This window comes from Pseudideonella sakaiensis, from assembly GCF_048320135.1.
Taxonomy (GTDB): Bacteria; Pseudomonadota; Gammaproteobacteria; order Burkholderiales; family Burkholderiaceae_C; genus Ideonella_A; species Ideonella_A sakaiensis_A.
On the sequence record NZ_CP182947.1, the window covers coordinates 2,768,571 to 2,787,373 of the forward strand.

Below are 18,803 nucleotides of genomic sequence, written 5' to 3' on the forward strand. Positions count from 1 at the left end.
CCGGATGGAAGGGGGGTTTGTCTGGACGGACCCTGCGTTCGTGGCGCACGGCCCGGTGGCGAAACTACATTCGCGAAGGCGGCGAGTCTAAGTGTTCCGGCCGCTGCTGCTCCCCCGCATTTGCCCAGGTAATGCAACACAGTTGCAAAGAATGCACCAACAGGTCGGCTATCCGTGGTTGCCGCACATTTCCGCACCCGGATGGCACTAGACTGCGCGGCTGCGCAAAAACTGCCCTTCCGCGCCGGCCATCCGCCGGTGCCGCCATTCCTTCGCCCCACGAGGAGCCGAATCGATGTTTCCCCCGTTGCTGCCTCGCGCCCGCCGCCTTGCCGCGGTTGCGGCGCTGTCCGCCGTTGCCGCGATCGCGGCGCAGCCGGCTGCCGCCCAATCCGCCGCCGCCACGCCGCCAAAGGTGCTGCGTTATGCCTTCCCGGTCGCCGAAACCGGTTTCGACCCGGCGCAGCTGTCGGACCTGTATTCGCGCACGCTGATCTCCGGCATCTTCGAAAGCCTGCTGACCTTCGACTACCTGGCGCGGCCGTTCAAGATGAAGCCGCTGACCGCCGAGGCGATGCCGGAGATCTCGCCGGATTTTCGCCAGTTCACGTTCCGCATCCGGCCCGGCATCTATTTCGCCGACGATCCGGCGTTCAAGGGCCAGAAACACGAGCTGACCGCGCACGACTACGTCTATTCGATCAAGCGCCACTACGACCCGAAGTGGAAAAGCCCGAACCTCTACCTGCTCGAGAATGCCAAGCTGATCGGCCTGACCGAGCTGCGCAAGGCCGCGGTCGACAGCAAGAAGCCGTTCCCGTACGACACGCCGGTCGAGGGCGTGAAGGCGCTCGACCGCTATACGCTGCAGTTCAACCTCGCCGAGCCGTCGCCGCGTTTCCACCAGCAGCTGCTGACCGACAGCTCGGCGTTCGGCGCGGTCGCGCGCCCGGTCGTCGAGTTCTACGGCGACAAGATCATGGAGCACCCGGTCGGCACCGGGCCGTTCAAGCTCGCCGAATGGCGGCGCAGCTCGCGCATCGTGCTGGCGAAGAACCCCGATTTCCGCGACATGCGTTATGAGTCGGAGCCGCCGGCCGACGACCCTGTCTCGCAGGAAATCGCGAAGAAACACAACGGCCGCCGGCTGCCGATGATCGACCGCGTCGAGGTCGCGATCATCGAGGAGACGCAGCCGCGCTGGCTCAGCTTCCTGAACGGCCAGAGCGATTTTCTCGAGCGGCTGCCGGCGGAGTTTTCGGAAATCGCGATCCCGAACAACGAGCTGGCACCGAACCTGCGCAAGCAGGGCATCAAGATGGACCGCGCGCCGCTGGTCGACATCACGCTGGCGTCGCTGTTCAACCACGACAACCCGGTCGTCGGCGGCTATACGCCGGACAAGGTCGCGCTGCGCCGCGCGATCAGCCTGGCCTACAACAGCGCCGACGAGATCCGGCTGATCCGCAAGAACCAGGCGGTGCCGGCGCAGACCGCGATCGCGCCGTGGACCTTCGGCTACCAGCCGGACCTGAAAACCTCGATGAGCGACTACGACCCGGCGCGGGCGAAGGCGCTGCTCGACATGTACGGCTATCTCGATCGCAACGGCGACGGCTGGCGCGAGATGCCCGACGGCTCGCCGCTGGTGCTCGAATATGCAACCCAGCCCGACCAGCTGAGCCGGCAACTGGTCGAGTTGTGGGACAAGAACATGAAGGCGGTCGGCCTGAAGATGGTCTTCAAGGCCGCGAAGTGGCCGGAAAACCTGAAGGCCTCGCGCGCCGGCAAGCTGATGATGTGGGGCGTCGCATGGAGCGCCGGCAGCCCGGATGGCGATACCTTCCTCGCGCTGGCTTACGGGCCGAACAAGGGCCAGGCCAACCATGCGCGCTTCGACCTGCCGGCGTTCAACGAGTTGTATATCAAGCAGAACAAGATGCCCGACGGGCCCGAGCGCGTCGCGGTGATGGAAGAGGCGAGCAAGCTGATGGTGGCCTATGTGCCGTACAAGCTGAGCAGCCACCGCATCGCGACCGATCTGATGCAGCCGTGGGTCTACGGCTACCGCCGCAATCCGTTCATCCGCGAGTTCTGGAAATATATCGACGTCGACACGACGATCCAGCAGCAGCAGCTGAAGAAATGAGCAATGCGATGCGCCGGCTGCGCCAGACGCGCCGTCGCATCGCCGGCGCGCTGCTGGCACTCGCGCTCGGGCCGCTCGGCGCGGCCCTGCCGGCGGCCGCAGCGCAGGAGCCGCCACGCGCGGGCGCAGCGCCGAAAGTGCTGCGTTATGCCTTTCCGGCCGGCGAAACCGGCTTCGACCCGGCGCAGGTCTCGGACCTGTATTCGCGCACCGTCATCGCGCACATCTTCGACGGCCTGTACAAATACGACTACCTGGCCCGGCCGTACCGGATCCAGCCGAATGTCGCCGCCGGCATGCCCGAGGTCAGCGACGATTTCCGCAGCTGGACGGTGCGCATCAAACCGGGCATCTTTTTCGCCGACGACCCGGTCTTCAACGGCAAGCCGCGCGAGCTGACCGCAGACGACTACGTCTACAGCTTCAAGCGCTTTTTCGACCCGGCCAACAAGAGCCCGAGTTTTCCGGCCTTCAACGAACTCGGCGTGATCGGCATGGCCGAACTGCGCGAGGCCGCGCAGCGCGGCAAGCGCTTCGACTACGACCGCCCGGTCGAAGGCATCCGCGCACTCGACCGCCATACGCTGCAGTTCAGGCTCGCGCAGCCGCGGCCGCGGCTGCTGTTCACGCTGGCCGAAGGCAATGTGCTCGGCGCCGTCGCGCGCGAGGTCGTCGAGGCCTATGGCGACCGCATCATGGAGCATCCGGTCGGCAGCGGCCCGTTCCGGCTGGCCAGCTGGCGGCGCAGCTCGAAGATCGTCCTCGAGCGCAACCCGGGTTTTCGCGAGCAGCTGTTCGACGCCGAACCGGCCGCCGACGACGACGAGGGCCGAACGATCGCCGAGCGGCTGCGCGGCCGGCGGCTGCCGATGATCGACCGCGTCGAGATCGCGATCATCGAGGAGAGCCAGCCGCGCTGGCTGTCGTTCCTGAACGAGGAATTCGACCTGTCGAACCCGGTGCCGCTGGAGTTTTCCAGCCAGGCGGTGCCGCAGGGCCGGCTGGCGCCGAACCTCGCGAAACGCGGCATCGAGCTGCACCGCGTGCTGAACCCGGACCGCACGCTGTATTACTTCAACATGGACGATCCGGTGGTCGGCGGCATGGCGCCGGCGAAGGTGGCGCTGCGCCGCGCGATCGGCCTGGCATCCGATGTGTCGCGCGAGATCCGCATCGTCCGGCGCGGCCAGGCGATTCCGGCGCAGACGGTGGTCGCCCCGGGCAGCTGGGGCTACGACCCGGCGCTGAAGACGGCGAACAGCGATTTCGACCTGCCGCGCGCAAAGGCACTGCTCGAGATCCACGGTTATGTCGATCGCGACGGCGACGGCTGGCGCGACCAACCCGACGGCCGTCCGCTGGTGATCCAGTATTCGAGCCAGCCCGATGCGATCTCGCGGTCATTCGACGAGGTCTGGAAATCGAGCATGGATGCGCTCGGCATCCGGCTCGAGATCCGCGCCGGCAAATGGCCCGAACAGCTGAAGGCGGCGCGCGCCGGCCAGCTGATGATCTGGCAGCTCGGCTACAGCGCCAATTCGCCCGACGTGCAGCCGGCGCTCGAACTGCTGTACGGCCCGTCGTCGGGCGGGCAGAACCTGGCCCGCTTCCGGCATCCGCGCTACGACGCGATCTTCGAGCAGATGCAGGCGCTGCCGGATGGGCCACAGCGGCTGGCGCTGCTGCGCGAGGCGCAGAAGATCGTGCTCGCCTACCTGCCGCACAAATACAACGTGCACCGCATCGTCAACGATCTGAGCCATCCGTGGCTGATCGGCTTCCGCCGGCCGCTGTTCGGCAGCCAGTTCTGGCAATACGTCAATATCGATCCGGCACAACGCATTGAACGTTGATCGCCCGAGCGGGTCAATCGGCCACCGCACAGGCGCGAATGTGTAACAGCCGTGCCCTGTGACCCGTTAGGATGAGGGGTTGTATTTTTGTCAACGTTGTGCCTGATGCCGCTCCCACAGCCCCAGATCCTCCGCTTTGCCGAATGGCTGGCGCGTGAGCGCGGGCAGCATTTCGACCCGACCACGTCCGACGGTTACGACGCGATGTGGCGCTGGTCGGTTGACGACCTGGCCGGCTTCTGGGGCGCCGTCTGGGACTATTTCGAGATCGATTCGCCAACCCCGTACCAGGCGGTGCTGGCGTATCCGGTGATGCCCGGCGCACGCTGGTTCGACGGCGCACAGGTCAACTATGCACAGCAGGTTTTCCGCCATGCCGATGCGGCCGCCGCCGCCGGCCTGCCGGCAATCGTGTTCCAGAACGAGGCGATGCGCGAGCGTGGCGAGTTGTCCGAAACCAGCTGGCCCGAGTTGCGCTGGCAGGTCGCGTCGCTGGCCGCGAAGCTGCGCCAGCTGGGTGTCGAACCGGGCGACCGGGTCTGCGCGTTTTTGCCGAATACGCCGCAGACGGCGGTCGCCTTCCTCGCTGCCGCCAGTGTCGGCGCGGTCTGGTCGGTCTGTTCGCCCGACATGGGACCGGTGGCCGTGCTGGATCGCTTCCGGCAGATCGAGCCGAAGCTGCTGATCGCCTGCGATGGGTATCGCTACGGCGGCGTCGACCATGACCGGCTGCCTTTGCTGCGACAACTCGCCGACGAGCTGCCGACGCTTCGCCACCTGCTGCTGTGGCGCTACCTCGACCCGCAGGCCAGCGACGACGGCTTGGCCGGCGCGGGCCGCGAGGTTCACGATTTTGCTGCCGCCTGTGCCGATGCCGACGCCCGGCTCGAGCCGGCCTGGCTGCCGTTCGACCATCCGCTGTGGATCGTCTATTCGAGCGGCACGACCGGTTTGCCGAAGGCGATCGTCCATGGCCATGGCGGCGTGATGATCGAGACGCTGAAGCTCGGCACGTTCCACAACAACCTCGGCGCCAGCGTCGATACCGGCGACCGCTTCCACTGGTACAGCGCCACCGGCTGGATCATGTGGAATTGCCAGGTCGGCGCGCTGCTCGGCGGCACGACGATCTGCCTGTACGACGGCAGCCCGGCCGGCCGGCAGGGCGACGCGGACTGGTCGACGCTGTGGCAGTTTGCCGGCGCTGCCGGCGTGACCTTCTTCGGCGCCGGCGCGGCGTTTTATGCGAGTTGCCTGAAGGCCGGCGTCGAACCGGCGCGCGATGCCGACCTGTCGCGGCTGCGGGCGCTCGGCTCGACCGGCTCGCCGCTGGCGAGCGACGCCTATCAGTGGGTCTGGCGGCAGCTGCCGCAGGTCGACGGCCGCGACATCTGGCTGACGCCGATGTCCGGCGGCACCGATTTTGCCGGCGCCTTCGTTGCCGGTCTGCCGACGCTGCCGGTCGTCGAAGGCGAGATGCAGTGCCGCTGCCTCGGCGCCGCGGTCGAGGCCTGGAACGACGCCGGCGAGCCGCTGGCCGACGAGGTCGGCGAACTGGTCTGCGTCAAGCCGATGCCGTCGATGCCGCTGCGCTTGTGGAACGACGACGACGGTGAACGTTACCGCTCGAGTTATTTCGAGATGTGGCCCGGCATCTGGCGGCACGGCGACTGGATCCGCATCACGCCGCGCGGCGGCGCGATCATCTATGGCCGCAGCGATGCGACGATCAACCGCCACGGTATCCGGATGGGCACGGCCGAGCTGTACCGTGCGGTCGAGGCCGAGGACGCGGTGCTCGACAGCCTGGTCGTCGACCTCGAATACCTCGGCCAGGAAAGTTATATGCCGCTGTTCGTCGTGCTGCGTGATGGCCTCGAACTCGACGCCGCGCTCGAGCAGCGGCTGAAGGCGTCGATCAAGGCGGCGCTGTCGGCCCGCCATGTACCGAACGCGGTTTTCCAGGTGCCGGCGATACCGCGCACGCTGAGTGGGAAGAAGATGGAGTTGCCGGTGAAGAAACTGCTGATGGGCACGCCGGCCGATCAGGTCTTCAAACGCGACGCGATGGCCAATGCGTCGGCGGTTGACTGGTTCGTCGAATTTGCGCGGCGCCGCAGCGCGAACTGAGGGAAAGAGCAGTACCCATGAGCGACGAATCCGGCTTCTACGGGGTCAACCTGACCATTCTGGTGGCGATTGCCGCGCTGCTCGGCTTCTGGATCGTCGGCGCCTATAACCGGCTGGTCCGCTTGCGCAGCGCGATCCACAGCGCCTTCGGCGCGCTCGATGCGCAGATCCGGCAGCGCCACGAATTGCTGGTCCGCTGGCTTGCCGAGGCGCGCGAACTGTTCGACGACTCACCGCAGCAGATCGACGCGGTCGCGACGGTTGCCGACAACTTGCAGCGCGCCTGCGACGAAACCCGCAAGCGGCCGAGCTCCACGCCGGCGGTCACCGCGCAGCGCGAAGCCGAACAGGCGCTTGCGGCCGCGCGCGGCAGGCTGCTCGCAGAATTGCCGGCGCACATGAACCGCCCTTCGCTGAACACCGACAGCGCCGAGCTGATGTCGCTTGGCGACCAGATCCTGGCGGTCGAGTCGACGCTCAGCTTTGCCCGCCAGCAGTTCAATGCCTCGGTCGACGAATACAACAAGGCGCTGACCGAGTTTCCGACCACGCTGATCTGCGGGCTGTTCGGCTTCCAGCCGGCCAGCAACCTCTGAGCAGCGCAGCGGCGCGCCGCTGGTCAGCTCTGGCCGATCACCGCCGCGCTGGCGACCAGCTCGTTGAGCAGCGCGAGTGACGCCGCGGCCGGCATCGCATACGGATCGAGCGTCGCGGATTCGGAATATTTGATCAGCTGCGCCGGATTCAGCCGGTGCAGATTGACCTGGCCCATCGACCAGCCCTCGAAGCGTCGCTCGCCGATCTCCTCGACGCTGAGCAGGCAGGCGCTGTGGTGGCGGGGGTCGCCGACGATGCGGCTGTACAAGGCGCTGACCTGGCTCCGGCCGCCTTCGAGCGCCTGCAGGAAGACGCCGTTCGAGAAACACAGCACGCCGGTGATGCCATGGCGCGGGTTGTTCAGCTTCGACTTCTTCAGGATCGCGACCAGGTCGTCGTGGCCGATCGATTCGGCAGCGCGACTCGCATACAGCAGGCGGACAAGCATCGACGGCTCCGGTTGGGTGCGCTGGATCAGCTTTTCTGGTTCAGCAACGACAGGAATTCGCGCCGCAGGTTGGCGTCCTTCAGGAACGATCCGCGCATCACGCTGTTCGTCATCTTCGAGTCATTGTCCTTCACGCCGCGCCACTGCATGCAGAAGTGGTCGGCCTCCATCACGATCGCCAGGCCGTCGGGCTTGACCCGGTCCTGCAGCACGTCGGCGAGCATGATCACCGCCTCTTCCTGGATCTGCGGCCGGCCCATGATCCATTCGCAGATGCGCGAATATTTCGACAGGCCGATCAGGTTCGAATGCTCGTTCGGCAGGATGCCGACCCAGACCCGGCCCATCACCGGGCACAGGTGGTGCGAGCAGGCGCTGCGCACGGTGATCGGGCCGACGATCATCAGCTCGTTCAGCCGCGAGATGTTCGGGAATTCGGTGACCTCGGGAATCGGCACATAACGGCCGCGGAAGACTTCGGTCAGGAACATCTTCGCGACCCGTTGCGCGGTCTCGTTGGTGTTGTGGTCGCTGTCGGTATCGATCACCAGCGCCTCCAGCACCTCCTGCATCTTCGCGGCGACCTCGCCGCGCAGCTCGTCGATCTCGCCGTCGGCAATGAATTCGGCGATGTTGTCGTTGGCGTGGTAGCGGCAATCGGCGGCCTGCAGCCGGTAGCGGATCCGCTGCGAAGCGCTCAGCTTGGACAGCTCCTCCTCGCTGCGGAAGATCTTGGTTGCGCTCGGTGTGGACATGAAAAAAGGCCGCCGTCGTCGAATGGCCCGAAGCGTAACCGACTTGCGCTTGTAGACGCCTTGCGCCGGACCGTGCCCGTAGACTCCGTGCGGTGAAGACATCGCTCCCTCTGGCCCAGCTGCTCGGACTCGTTTCCGACGCGGTGCTGGCCGTGCGTGGCGGCCGTTCCTTGAACGACGTGCTCGCCGCCTGCCCGGCGCCGGCGCGGCCGGGAGTCCAGGCGCTCGGCTTCGAGGTGCTGCGCCGGCTCGGCACCGCGCTGGCGTTGCGCCGCCTGCTCGCGCCGAAGACGCCGCCGCCGGCCGTCGATGCGCTGCTGCTGACGGCGATCGCGCTGCTGCTGCCGCAGCCGGCCGATGGTGCAGCCGCGCCGCCGGGTGATCCGGCCGACGACGGCCGACCGGTCTACGCGCCGCACACGCTGGTCGACCAGGCGGTGCAGGCGGCGCGGCAGAAAAAGGCCGCCAGCGCCGGTTTTGTCAATGCGGTGTTGCGTCGCTTCGTGCGCGAACGCGAGCAGCTGCTGAGCCAGGTCGACGCCGATCCGCAGGCGCGCCACAACCACCCGCCGTGGTGGATCGAGCGGTTGCGCAGCGACTGGCCGCAACACTGGCAGGCGCTGCTCGATGCGAACAACCGCCGGCCGCCGCTGGTGCTGCGGGTCAATCGCCGCCGCTGCAATGTGGCCGACTACCTGCAGCGGCTCGATGCGGCCGGCCTGCCGGCCGAAGCCTTGCCGCTGCCCGGCGTCGACGGCGAGGCTGGCCTCGCCGATTCGGCGGCGATCGTCGTGCTGACGCCGGTGCCGGTGCAGCGGCTGCCCGGTTTCGACAGCGGTGATGTGTCGGTGCAGGATGCCGCGGCCCAGCTCGCCGCGCACCTGCTGCTGGCTGCCGCCCCGGGGCTGCCGCCGCTGCCGAATGGCGCCCGGGTGCTCGATGCCTGCGCTGCGCCGGGCGGCAAGACGGCCCACCTGCTCGAGCTTGCCGAGCGGCCGATCGACGTGCTGGCGCTCGACCGCGACCCGCAACGGCTGCGCCGCGTCGACGAGACGCTGGCGCGGCTCGGCCTGGCGGCGCGCACGCTGGCAGCCGATGCCGCCGCCACCGCCGATTGGTGGGATGGCCAGCCGTTCGACGCGATCCTGCTCGACGCGCCGTGCAGTGCATCGGGCATCGTGCGCCGCCACCCCGATATCCGCTGGCTGCGCCGCGCCAGCGACATCGATGCGCTGGCGCGCACCCAGGCGGCGCTGCTCGATGCGTTGTGGCCGCTGCTGAAACCGGGCGGCCGGCTGCTCTATTGCACCTGCTCGGTCTTCCGCGCCGAGGGGCAGCAGCAGATCGACGCATTTTTACAACGCCACGCCGACGCGATCGCCGTTCGGTCGCCCCGTTCGCCGGGCCATCTGCTGCCACTGGCCGACAATCCACAGAGCGGGTTTGCGCCCGCCGCCCGTTCATCCGACGGTTTTTTCCACAGCCTGTTGAGCAAACGCTGAAGCCTGCCTTGTCGCCTGTGCCGCCGATGTCATGGAACCGCTGCCTGCAATTGCCGACTGCCGCCTCCGCCCCGCGCTGGCTGCGGCTGCTCTGCGCGGCGCTGGTCTGGATTTGCGCGGTCGCAATGACGCCGCCGGCTGCGGCGCAGAACCCGGAACTGCAGGGTTTCGAGGTGACGCGCGGCGACGACGGCGTCTATCTGGCGTTTGCGCTCGAGGTTGAGCTGCCGCGCGGCGTCGAGGATGCGCTGCACAAGGGCGTGCCGCTGTATTTCGTCGCCCAGGCCGAACTGTTCCGCAGCCGCTGGTACTGGCGTGACAAACGCATCAGCGTCGCTGAACGCACCTGGCGGCTCGCATTCCAGCCGTTGACGCGAAAATACCGGGTGATCTTTTTTGGCGGGCTGAACCAGAGCTACGACAGCCTGGCCGATGCGCTGGTCGCGGTCAGCCGGCTCAGCAGCTGGCGGATTGCCGATGGCCAGGCGCTCGAGGATGGGGGCGGCCACTACCTCGAATTCAGCTACCGGCTCGATACCAGCCTGCTGCCGCGGCCATTGCAGATCGGGCTCGGCGGCCAGGCCGACTGGAACCTGCGGGTCGAAAAACTGCAGCGCATCGATTGACCGCCATCGCCGCAGCGGTGCTCAATCGAGACCGATGAACCGATGACCAAAGCTTCACGCTGGGCCTGGATCGTCTCGCTGGTCGCGATGACCGGGGCCGGCCTCGTGCTCGCGTTTCTGCTGGCGCTGGCGACCAACAACCGCGTCGCCTACGAGCGCCACTATGTCTGGCTGTTCTGGGTCAATGTCGTCGTCGCCTCGCTGCTGGTGCTGGTGATCGGCATCGCCGCGGTGCGGCTGCTGGTGCGGGTGATGCGCGGCAAATTCGGCAGCAAGCTGCTGCTGAAGCTGGCGGCGATCTTTGCGCTGGTCGGCGTCGTGCCGGGCGTGCTGATCTATACGGTGAGTTTCCAGTTCGTCTCGCGCAGCATCGAGAGCTGGTTCGACGTCAAGGTCGAGGGCGCGCTCGATGCCGGGCTGAACCTCGGCCGCGGCACGATCGACGCGCAGGTCAACGAACTCGCCGAAAAAACCCGGCTGGCCGCCGAGCGGCTTGGCGAGAACCGCTTCGAGCCGGCGCCGCTGGCGCTGGAGCGGCTGCGCGAGCAGTTGTCGCTGCAGGAAATCGCGATCGTCGGCTCCGGCGGCCAGGTGCTGCTGAGCGCCGGCGCTGCCGGCAGTTCGCTGGCGCCGGAGCGGCCGCCGGCAGCGCTGTTGCGCCAGGCCAGGCAGTCGCGCGTGGCAAGCCAGCTCGAAGGGCTGGACGACGACCTCGGCCCGACTGCCTCCGCCGGCGCGGCCGGCGAACCGGCCAGCGGCGCGCCGCAGCCGGCACGCATCCGCGCGTTGGCCTACATCCCGTCGACCAGCCTCGAGCTGGCGCAGCAGGACCGCTATCTCTACGTCAGCCAGGTGCTGCCGCCGCTGCTGGCGGCCAATGCGCTGGCGGTGCAGTCGGCCTACCGTGAATACCAGCAGCGTGCGCTGGCGCGCGACGGGCTGCGCAAGATGTACATCGGCACGCTGACGCTGACGCTGATCCTCGCGGTTTTCGGCGCGCTGCTGTTGGCGGTGACGCTGGCGCGCCAGCTGGCCGAGCCGCTGCTGCTGCTTGCGCAAGGGATGCGCGAGGTCGCAAAAGGCGACCTCAGCGCGAAGCCGGTGCTGGCTTATCGCGACGAGCTCGGCGGGCTGACGCGATCGTTTGCCGCAATGACCGAGCAGCTGTCGGAGGCGCGCGAGCTGGTCGACCGCAGCGTCGCGCAGCTCGAAGCGGCGCGCGCCAACCTGCAGACCATCCTCGACAACCTGACCGCCGGCGTGATCGTCTTCGACCGCGAAGACCGGATCGAGACCGTCAATCCGGGCGCGACCCGCATCCTGCGGCTGCCGCTGCTGTCGTACCAGGGGCGGCGCCTCGACGAGGTGCCGGGGCTGCCGGACTTCGCGCGGGCGGTCGCGCAGCGCTTCGAGCTGCACGGCAGCAGCCCGGAGGTCGGCGAACGCGACCAGTGGCAGGACTCGTTCGAGCTGCAGACGCAGACCGCCGAGGGCCGCGACCGCGACGGCCAGACGCTGCTGGTGCGCGGCGCGGCGATGCCGCAGGGCGCCAGGCTGCTCGTCTTCGACGACATCACCGAGGTCGTCTCGGCGCAGCGTACCGAGGCCTGGAGCGAGGTGGCGCGCCGGCTCGCGCACGAGATCAAGAACCCGCTGACGCCGATCCAGCTGTCGGCCGAGCGGCTGCAGCACAAGCTCGAGAGCAAACTCGACGGCACAGACTAGGCGATGCTGGTGCGATCGGTCGAGACCATCGTCAACCAGGTGCAGGCGATGAAACGGCTGGTCAATGAATTCCGCGACTATGCGCGGCTGCCGGCGGTGCGGCTGGCACCGGTCGACCTGAACGCGCTGGCCGGCGAGGTGCTGGCGCTGTATGCCAACGAGCAGGAGACCGGCCAGCTGCATTTCGAGCCCTGCGCCGAGCTGCCGCTGATCGACGGCGACAATACGCAGCTGCGCCAGGTCATCCACAACCTGGTGCAGAACGCGCTCGATGCGGTGGCCGACCAGCCCGACGCCAGCGTGCGGCTGCGTACCGAGCTGTCGCGCAATGAACAGGGCGAGTTGCGGGCGGTGCGGCTGGTCGTCACCGACAATGGGCCCGGCTTTCCGGACAAGGTGCTGAAACGGGCTTTCGAGCCCTATGTGACGACCAAGAGCAAGGGCACCGGCCTCGGCCTGGCGGTCGTCAAGAAGATCATCGACGAGCACGGCGCGAGGGTGCGGATCGTCAATCTGGGGCCGCACGAAAGCGACCAGCCAGGGGCCGCAAAAGGCGCATCGGCGGCCGCTGGCGGCCACGGTGCGCAAGTTTCTATATCATTTTCGAAATTCGCGCCGATTTCCGGTACGACAGCTGCGGCTAACATGGCGCAAGCACCGGCGCATTGAGGGTTCATGGCCACCATTCTTGTAGTTGACGACGAACTGGGCATTCGGGCCCTGCTGTCGGAGATCCTGACTGACGAAGGACATACCGTCGAGGTGGCGGAGAACGCCGCGCAGGCGCGCACGCTTCGCGAAACCGCGCGCCCCGACCTCGTCCTGCTCGATATCTGGATGCCCGATGTCGATGGCATCACGCTGCTGAAAGAGTGGAGCGCGACCGCCTGCCTGACGATGCCGGTGATCATGATGAGTGGCCACGGCACCATCGACACCGCGGTCGAGGCGACCAAACACGGCGCGATGGCCTTCCTCGAAAAGCCGATCACGCTGCAGAAGCTGCTGCGTGCCGTCGAGCAGGGCCTTGCAAAGCCGGCGCCGCGCGTCGAGCACCTGATCAGCCAGCACCATGTGCGCGGCGGCGAGCATTCGCTCGCCGGCGACGGCGGCAGTGCGCTGGTCGGCAGCCCAATCAGCATGCTGCATGCGCCGCCGATCGGCCCGCAGGCCGAACAGAGCTTCGACCTCGACCGCCCGCTGCGCGAGGCGCGCGATGCGTTCGAGAAAAGTTATTTCGAATTCCACCTCGCGCAGGAAAACGGCAGCATGACCCGCGTCGCCGAAAAAACCGGCCTCGAGCGCACCCATCTGTACCGCAAGCTGAAGCAGCTCGGCGTCGACCTGAGCCGCAACAAGCGCAACGGCATCTGAGGCAGCGGGCGGCGCGGGAGGCCGCGTCGGCTGCTATATACTTGCGGGCTCGATCGGACGGCAAGCCTTGCGCGCCGCGACGATCGGCAGCAACAGATCAAGGCCTGGTAGCTCAGTTGGTAGAGCAGCGGATTGAAAATCCGCGTGTCGGTGGTTCGATTCCGCCCCAGGCCACCAGACATCCTCCTGAAGCCCGTCCATCGTGATGGGCTTCGGTCTTTCTGGGGTTGGTGGTTGCGATTGGCTGATTGATGCGCCGGTTTGCGGGACCGAACTTGTTGGTTCAGTGAAGGTTGGAATGTTGTCCTCGAAGGTCGAGGGCATGTTCCGAAACCTCGATAGCAGCGGGTGTCGGCTTCGGCACCTCAACCGGGGAAGACCACCGACGAGCGGGCAGATCAACGGTCTGGCCTTGGCTGCGGTCGGCAACCTCGCCTCCGGGATCGTTACGTGGGCAGGAATCCGCTTGGCTTCCGCGATGACCCGTTCCAGCTCCCCTTCCATCCGGTCCGCAACCCTTCGTCTGAATCGCCCGCAAATCGTAGACACCTGCAGGCCTCAAACTTGAGGTCATGCAGGAGGTGCGTGCGATGAGCACGAAGAGGTATGCGGACGAGGTCAAGGCGGAGGCGGCAGGCCAGGTGCTGGACATTGGTGATCGAGTGGCCGACGTAGCGCAGCGGCTGGGTGTCGGCCAGCACAGCCTGTGGGTGGCTGTGCCTGGCGGGTGTCATCGATCAGTGGTCACGCATGGTCGTGGGCTGGTCCATGGGTCAGCGTAGTGACGCGAGTTCGCAGGGCACGAGTGGCAGGCCTTTGTGCGCATGGCCCATTGTTGAGCGCCGCCTCTTTGCTTGATGAGGCAGTTTCCGGAAAGTAGACTGAACCGTGATCTCGTGTATGTTCGAACGTCTGACGCTGGATCTGGCTCGACACCCGTTCCCGAAACCAGCGCACTCGCACTGTTGGGGCTCGGACTCGTTGGCGTCGATGAACACTTGCGGGGCACAGCGAAGGAACATCGGGACGCACCCTGAAAGATGACTTGCAACCCGCGCGGGGGTTTCGGTGTGCGCCATCTGCGCGTCACCGGAACTTGCCCTCGCTTGCTGACAGACCGCTGCATTACAAGCCTGGATAAAAGGGGGGGAGGTGATATGTCCTCAGAAGCGCAACACGAGCAGATAGAGCAACAGAAAGTCGTTCCCGGAAAGGTGTCCAGGAATCTGGACACTGCCACTGAGTTCGCCGCATTCTGCGTAGCCGAGCGGGAACGCCGCAGCAATTCTGATCAGGATTTCGACGCCGAGGTGTTCGACGAAGCAGTACAACTGATCGTGCACAAGTTGCAAGCGTTGAAGGCGGAGGGTTTCTGATGATCATCACCCACCTTCGCGCAGAAAATTTCCTCAAATATGCTGAACTCGAATTGAGCAATCTCCCGGCCTCCGGTCTGATAGCGGTCAGTGGTCCGAACGAATCAGGCAAGAGCGCAATCGGTGAAACCATCTGCTTTGCCCTGTTCGGGCGAACCTATTCCGTGGCCGCGGATGCACCGGAAAAGCTGATCCGCTGGGGGGCGCCACGCTGCAACGTCAGCGTCGATTTCAGGGGGAAGAACGGCCGCAGCTACAGAATCTCGCGCTACCTGGATGCCGAAGGCACGCAGGGAGCACGCCTGGAGTCGCTCGATGACGGCGAGACAACGCTCGCCAAAGGTGCCGAACACGTAGCCGTGGCGCTCCCCGGATTGACCGGTTTCGACTATGAGGAGTTCGTGGAGTCCTTCTACCTGCCGCAGCGCGAGTTGACGACTCCTCACCCGGACAGTCATGCATTGATGGCCATGGCTGGCATCGCCCCACTTGCAAGGATCCGCAAGGAACTGCAAGAGGCGAACGCCCAAGACGCGGCAGCCAATGTCGACACCGCGAGGCAGATAGCCGAACTGGAAACCCAGCTTGCGGAACTCGACATCGATAAACGACGCCTACCGGACCTCGAAACGACACGGGCAACGGTGTCATCGGTGCAGAAAGAAAAATCCGAGCGCCTCGCGCGGCTGCAACAGTCCGTGGCCGACTACAAGGAAAAGTATCCCGCCGCGTACAAGGCGCGCAGTGCCCAACGCAAGGCGCGCCTGTTCGCCTTCCTGTTCTTTGCGATTGCCGCCGTCCTGTGGGGCGGCTGGGTGGCTCTAACCCAGCGTCCCGATTTGGACGTCTCCCAACAGCTGTCTGCCTGGCTTGCGAACAGTATCCCGGGCTGGCAGATTGAGCGGGTAGCGATCCTGTGGGCAGCAGTCGTGGCAACAATCCTGTTCGTTGTCTCGCTGGCAATAAGCGCCCGCCAGGGTGGTCGGTTCGGCAAACTGGCCGACCATGCTCATGAGGCGGCACGGCAGATCGGTGTCGCGCGCGAGAGTGCTGGCGCCGACATCCGTGGCCCGCTCGAGAACGTAGCTCGGCTCGTCCCGGCTGCGCAGCCGAATCCGACGAACGCCGCGAGCCCGGAATCGGCCAAGGCTGCGCACAGCGAATCCAAGCGTTCATCCCTCCCCGCCAGTGTGGCGGCCCTGGGCGATCGCACATCACGGTTTGATGTGGACACTGATGAGATTCAACAGACTGTCGATGCCATTGAGCCCGCGTTGCTGAACCAGTCCAAGACCTTGCAGGACCAGGTGTCGTTGGTGGACCGTGCCATCGGGGAAGAGCAACGGCGTCTGCGCGAAGCGGAAAAGCTCGAGGCGATGCGGGATCAACATCGGGAAACACACCGTGCGAGAGAGCACCATGTCCGTGTCCGGGAGATGGGAATCAGCCTGCTGGAGAGTGCTTCACGTGAGCGATCACACCTGTTCAACAAGGAGGTTCGCAGTCTTGCCGGCGGGGCGCTCCCGCGTTTCACCGATGACCGCTACCAGCACCTGCAGATCGATGAGTCCCTCAGCGTCCGCGTCTTCTCCAATGAAAAGCACGATTTCATGGATTTCGACGAGATATCGAGCGGTACCCAGCGCCAGATCATGCTCGCGGTGCGGCTTGCCCTGTCCCAGGAACTGATCCGCTCCACCGTCGGTGGCGCACAATTCATCTTCCTGGACGAGCCGTTCGCATTCTTCGATGAGCAACGCATGCTGAATACTCTCCACGCTCTGCCACAACTGAGCGATGAGCTCGCCCAGATCTGGATCATTACGCAGCATCTCCCTGAGGCGGCGCGGGTTGATGCGCACATTCGCTGCTCGCGAGAGACCGAGGAACTGCGCGTGGCGACGCCGGATGTGGGTGGCTGACGCGCGGTCATTGCCTGTTGGCAGATGAGGGAAGTTGCGAGTTCGGCATCATTAAAAACTGCCGGCTCCTGAGCAGCCGCTGACGATTGAGGCTGCGCTTGCGCTTCTTCAACTTGGTGGCACCCCGACCACGAGCGTGATTGTCTTGAAAATCCGCGTGTCGGTGGTTCGATTCCGCCCCCAGCCACCAGATGAATCAAGGACTTGGCGCTTGTGCGTCAGGTCCTTTTTTCTTTCCGGTCCGAGCATCGCAATGGGGTAGGTCCTGTCGCACGGAGAGACGTCGAGGTTACGCAAACATACCCAATGAGGGTACGGTCATGCCCAAAATGGGTATGACAGTGAACTTCTCGGCACCGGTCTGCGGCATGGCCGACGTGCTTTTCACCGGCACGCAGCACCGTGTGCTGGCGCCGCTGTTCGGCCAGCCGACGCGCAGCTTCTATGCAAGCGAACTGATCAGTCTGGCGGGCATGGGCTCGGGTGCGGTGCAGCGAGAACTTGCCAAGCTGGCGGGCAGCGGGCTTGTCACAGTGCGCACTGTCGGCAATCAGAAGCACTTCCAGGCCAACCGGGACGCCCCCATCTTCGATGAACTGAAAGGCATCGTCGACAAGACCTTCGGTCTTGCCGAGCCGCTGCGGCAGGCCTTGCAGCCACTGTCGAAAAAGATTGCCGCGGCATTCGTTTTTGGTTCGGTGGCGAAGGAATCCGATACCGCGTCGAGTGACATCGATCTGCTGGTCGCAGCGACGATCTGCACTACCCGGACCTGTTTGTCGCACTGGAATCCGTCGGTGCCGCACTTGGGCGCAGCGTCAACCCGGCGATCCTCGCGCGCAAGGAGTTGGCGAAACGCTCGAAGTCGAATGAGTCATTCGTCACTCGGGTGCTTTCGCAGCCGAAGATCTGGGTGATCGGTGACGAACATGCCCTCGCCACTTGAGAATCTGGCGGGGCCGGGCCAATCGCTTCGTGCAGAACCGCCCGACAGCTCCGAGTTTGCCGGCCTGCTCCGTTCGGGCCGAGCGCGACTGAAAGACGCGAGCAACCCGGCGCTTTCGCTCGAAAGCTGCGCTCCCCGTGCCCCGATGGCACAGCCAGCGGCGCCGGCTCCCGCCGGCGCAGCCCTGTCACTTACCTCAGGCGATAGCGGATGCCGAGGAACAACGACTGGTCGCTGCCATTCGGGTTGGCGAGCGTCTGGTCGCCGCCGTATTTGGCGACGGTGTAGGTCGCGGTGGCATCGAGGCTGTTGGTCAGGCTGTAGATGAACGCCGTCGACAGCGCGTTGACGGTCGAGTTGGTCTTCGTCGGCCCGTTGCGTTCGTAGTTGTAGGTCCAGGCGTTTTCCCAGTCGATGCGGTCGGAGACCTCGTGCGTCAGCGACATCACGTTGCGCAGCGTGTACGAGTTGTCGTTGTTGTTCAGGATCGTGTTGAAGGTCGCGATCTCGTTGAACTGGGTCCGGTTCGACAGCGGGTAGTAGTACTCGCCGACCACCTCGAGCGCCGGGTCGGAGTCGCTTCTGCCGTCGAAAGTGCGGAAGACATAACCGACGCCGGCACGAACCTTCCAGCCCACCTTGCGGGTCGAGATGCGCTCGCGGGTGACGATCTGGTAGATCTTCAGCACGTCGGCCGCGTCAAAATTCGGCGCCATCGTGCCGCCGGCCTTCAGCGCATCGGCAATCGCCTGCACCCAGTACTGCTCGTAGTCCCGCGCGCCGTAGCGGCTGCGGAATTCCGATTCGCGGTCGACCACTTCGGCGACCCGCTGGTAGACGCCGAGCGCCGGTGAGCCGGTCATCCGGCCGCGCATCGTCAGCTCCTCGATGATGCGGATCGCCCTGGCCATCGGCGTGACGTTGGTGACGCGGCCATAACCCACGCCGACGGTGCCGGCGATCTGATGGCTGTCGAACGCACTGCTGCCCTGCACGTTCAACCCGCCGTACCAGAATGCGCCGGCACTGCCCGGCGTGAAATAGGTGTCCGAGGTCACACCTGCGCCATAGGTGTAGCTGTCGTTGCTGCGGGCACCGGCGGTCGACGCCCGGCTGACGGTGCCATCGGCCAGGGCCTGGATGCGCAGGTCGCGGTCCGGCGAGCTGAAGACGCGGTCGTACTGCAGGCCGAGATTCAGGTCGTAGGCGCTTTGCGCATCGCCACGGTTCTTCGACATGTTCAGCTGACCGTTCACATAGGCCTCCTCATAGGCGCTGGTGGCATTCTTGTAGTCGGTCACGGACACGCCCTGCGCGCCGGCCAGGCCCGGTGAGGCGAGGCCGAGCGGAAAAACGGTGCAGGCGACGAAGCGATTGAGTTTCATGGTGTGGTCTTCCAG

General features: G+C 65.8%; 16 protein-coding genes and 1 tRNA gene. 14 read left to right on the plus strand and 3 right to left on the minus strand.

What is annotated here, in order from left to right; all coding sequences use genetic code 11:
* Positions 1–295 precede the first annotated feature (295 nt).
* From ACNH6H_RS12525 to ACNH6H_RS12540, 4 genes are all read left to right on the plus strand, one after another.
* Positions 296–2,149 carry an ABC transporter substrate-binding protein gene (locus tag ACNH6H_RS12525; RefSeq protein ID WP_418318090.1) on the plus strand — a complete coding sequence of 618 codons (1,854 nt, stop codon included), beginning with the start codon at positions 296–298 and terminating at the stop codon, positions 2,147–2,149.
* Positions 2,146–4,002 (plus strand): ABC transporter substrate-binding protein, encoded by a 1,857-nt coding sequence (locus tag ACNH6H_RS12530; protein ID WP_418318091.1) that lies wholly within the window; start codon positions 2,146–2,148, stop codon positions 4,000–4,002. Before ACNH6H_RS12525 ends, ACNH6H_RS12530 begins: the two co-directional genes overlap by 4 nt.
* Before the next feature lie 105 nt (positions 4,003–4,107).
* Positions 4,108–6,132: an acetoacetate--CoA ligase gene (locus ACNH6H_RS12535; RefSeq protein WP_418318093.1), complete on the plus strand. Its 2,025-nt coding sequence runs from the start codon at positions 4,108–4,110 to the stop codon at positions 6,130–6,132.
* 17 nt (positions 6,133–6,149) lie between these two features.
* Positions 6,150–6,728, plus strand: a complete 579-nt coding sequence (locus ACNH6H_RS12540; RefSeq protein ID WP_418318094.1) for a LemA family protein — start codon at positions 6,150–6,152, stop codon at positions 6,726–6,728.
* A gap of 23 nt (positions 6,729–6,751) precedes the next feature.
* On the opposite strand, the gene ACNH6H_RS12545 is transcribed toward ACNH6H_RS12540, so the two are convergent.
* Positions 6,752–7,177, minus strand: coding sequence for a BLUF domain-containing protein (locus tag ACNH6H_RS12545; RefSeq protein ID WP_418318096.1), 426 nt, complete (start codon positions 7,175–7,177; stop codon positions 6,752–6,754).
* Positions 7,178–7,203: 26 nt separating this feature from the next.
* Positions 7,204–7,932: a GTP cyclohydrolase I gene (gene folE / locus ACNH6H_RS12550; RefSeq protein WP_418318097.1), complete on the minus strand. Its 729-nt coding sequence runs from the start codon at positions 7,930–7,932 to the stop codon at positions 7,204–7,206.
* Positions 7,933–8,024: 92 nt separating this feature from the next.
* On the opposite strand from folE, the gene rsmB reads away from it, so the two are divergent.
* The 10 genes from rsmB (at position 8,025) to ACNH6H_RS12600 (ending at position 17,374) form a co-directional block, all read left to right on the plus strand.
* A complete protein-coding gene (gene rsmB / locus ACNH6H_RS12555; protein ID WP_418318099.1) occupies positions 8,025–9,434 on the plus strand; it encodes a 16S rRNA (cytosine(967)-C(5))-methyltransferase RsmB in 1,410 nt (469 codons plus the stop codon).
* A 26-nt stretch (positions 9,435–9,460) separates the two neighbouring features.
* Positions 9,461–10,060 carry a DUF4390 domain-containing protein gene (locus ACNH6H_RS12560; protein ID WP_418318101.1) on the plus strand — a complete coding sequence of 200 codons (600 nt, stop codon included), beginning with the start codon at positions 9,461–9,463 and terminating at the stop codon, positions 10,058–10,060.
* Positions 10,061–10,102: 42 nt separating this feature from the next.
* Entirely contained in the window at positions 10,103–11,785 is a 1,683-nt protein-coding gene (locus ACNH6H_RS12565) for a PAS-domain containing protein (protein ID WP_418318102.1), read from the plus strand.
* 3 nt (positions 11,786–11,788) lie between these two features.
* Entirely contained in the window at positions 11,789–12,454 is a 666-nt protein-coding gene (locus ACNH6H_RS12570) for a sensor histidine kinase (RefSeq protein ID WP_418318103.1), read from the plus strand.
* A 6-nt stretch (positions 12,455–12,460) separates the two neighbouring features.
* Positions 12,461–13,159: a response regulator gene (locus ACNH6H_RS12575; RefSeq protein WP_418318104.1), complete on the plus strand. Its 699-nt coding sequence runs from the start codon at positions 12,461–12,463 to the stop codon at positions 13,157–13,159.
* Positions 13,160–13,260: 101 nt separating this feature from the next.
* Positions 13,261–13,336: transfer RNA gene (locus ACNH6H_RS12580), tRNA-Phe, on the plus strand.
* 413 nt (positions 13,337–13,749) lie between these two features.
* The gene (locus ACNH6H_RS12585; RefSeq protein WP_418318106.1) at positions 13,750–13,941 is read left to right on the plus strand and encodes a transposase; all 192 of its coding nucleotides are present in this window, start codon (positions 13,750–13,752) and stop codon (positions 13,939–13,941) included.
* A gap of 375 nt (positions 13,942–14,316) precedes the next feature.
* Positions 14,317–14,535 carry a hypothetical protein gene (locus tag ACNH6H_RS12590; protein ID WP_418318108.1) on the plus strand — a complete coding sequence of 73 codons (219 nt, stop codon included), beginning with the start codon at positions 14,317–14,319 and terminating at the stop codon, positions 14,533–14,535.
* Positions 14,535–16,457, plus strand: coding sequence for an ATP-binding protein (locus ACNH6H_RS12595; protein WP_418318110.1), 1,923 nt, complete (start codon positions 14,535–14,537; stop codon positions 16,455–16,457). Before ACNH6H_RS12590 ends, ACNH6H_RS12595 begins: the two co-directional genes overlap by 1 nt.
* Positions 16,458–16,777: 320 nt before the next feature.
* A complete protein-coding gene (locus ACNH6H_RS12600; RefSeq protein WP_418318111.1) occupies positions 16,778–17,374 on the plus strand; it encodes a nucleotidyltransferase domain-containing protein in 597 nt (198 codons plus the stop codon).
* Positions 17,375–17,594: 220 nt separating this feature from the next.
* Here the strand turns inward: ACNH6H_RS12600 and ACNH6H_RS12605 are convergent, their stop codons facing one another.
* Positions 17,595–18,788, minus strand: a complete 1,194-nt coding sequence (locus tag ACNH6H_RS12605) for a DUF481 domain-containing protein (RefSeq protein ID WP_418318112.1) — start codon at positions 18,786–18,788, stop codon at positions 17,595–17,597.
* Between the last annotated feature and the right edge of the window lie 15 nt (positions 18,789–18,803).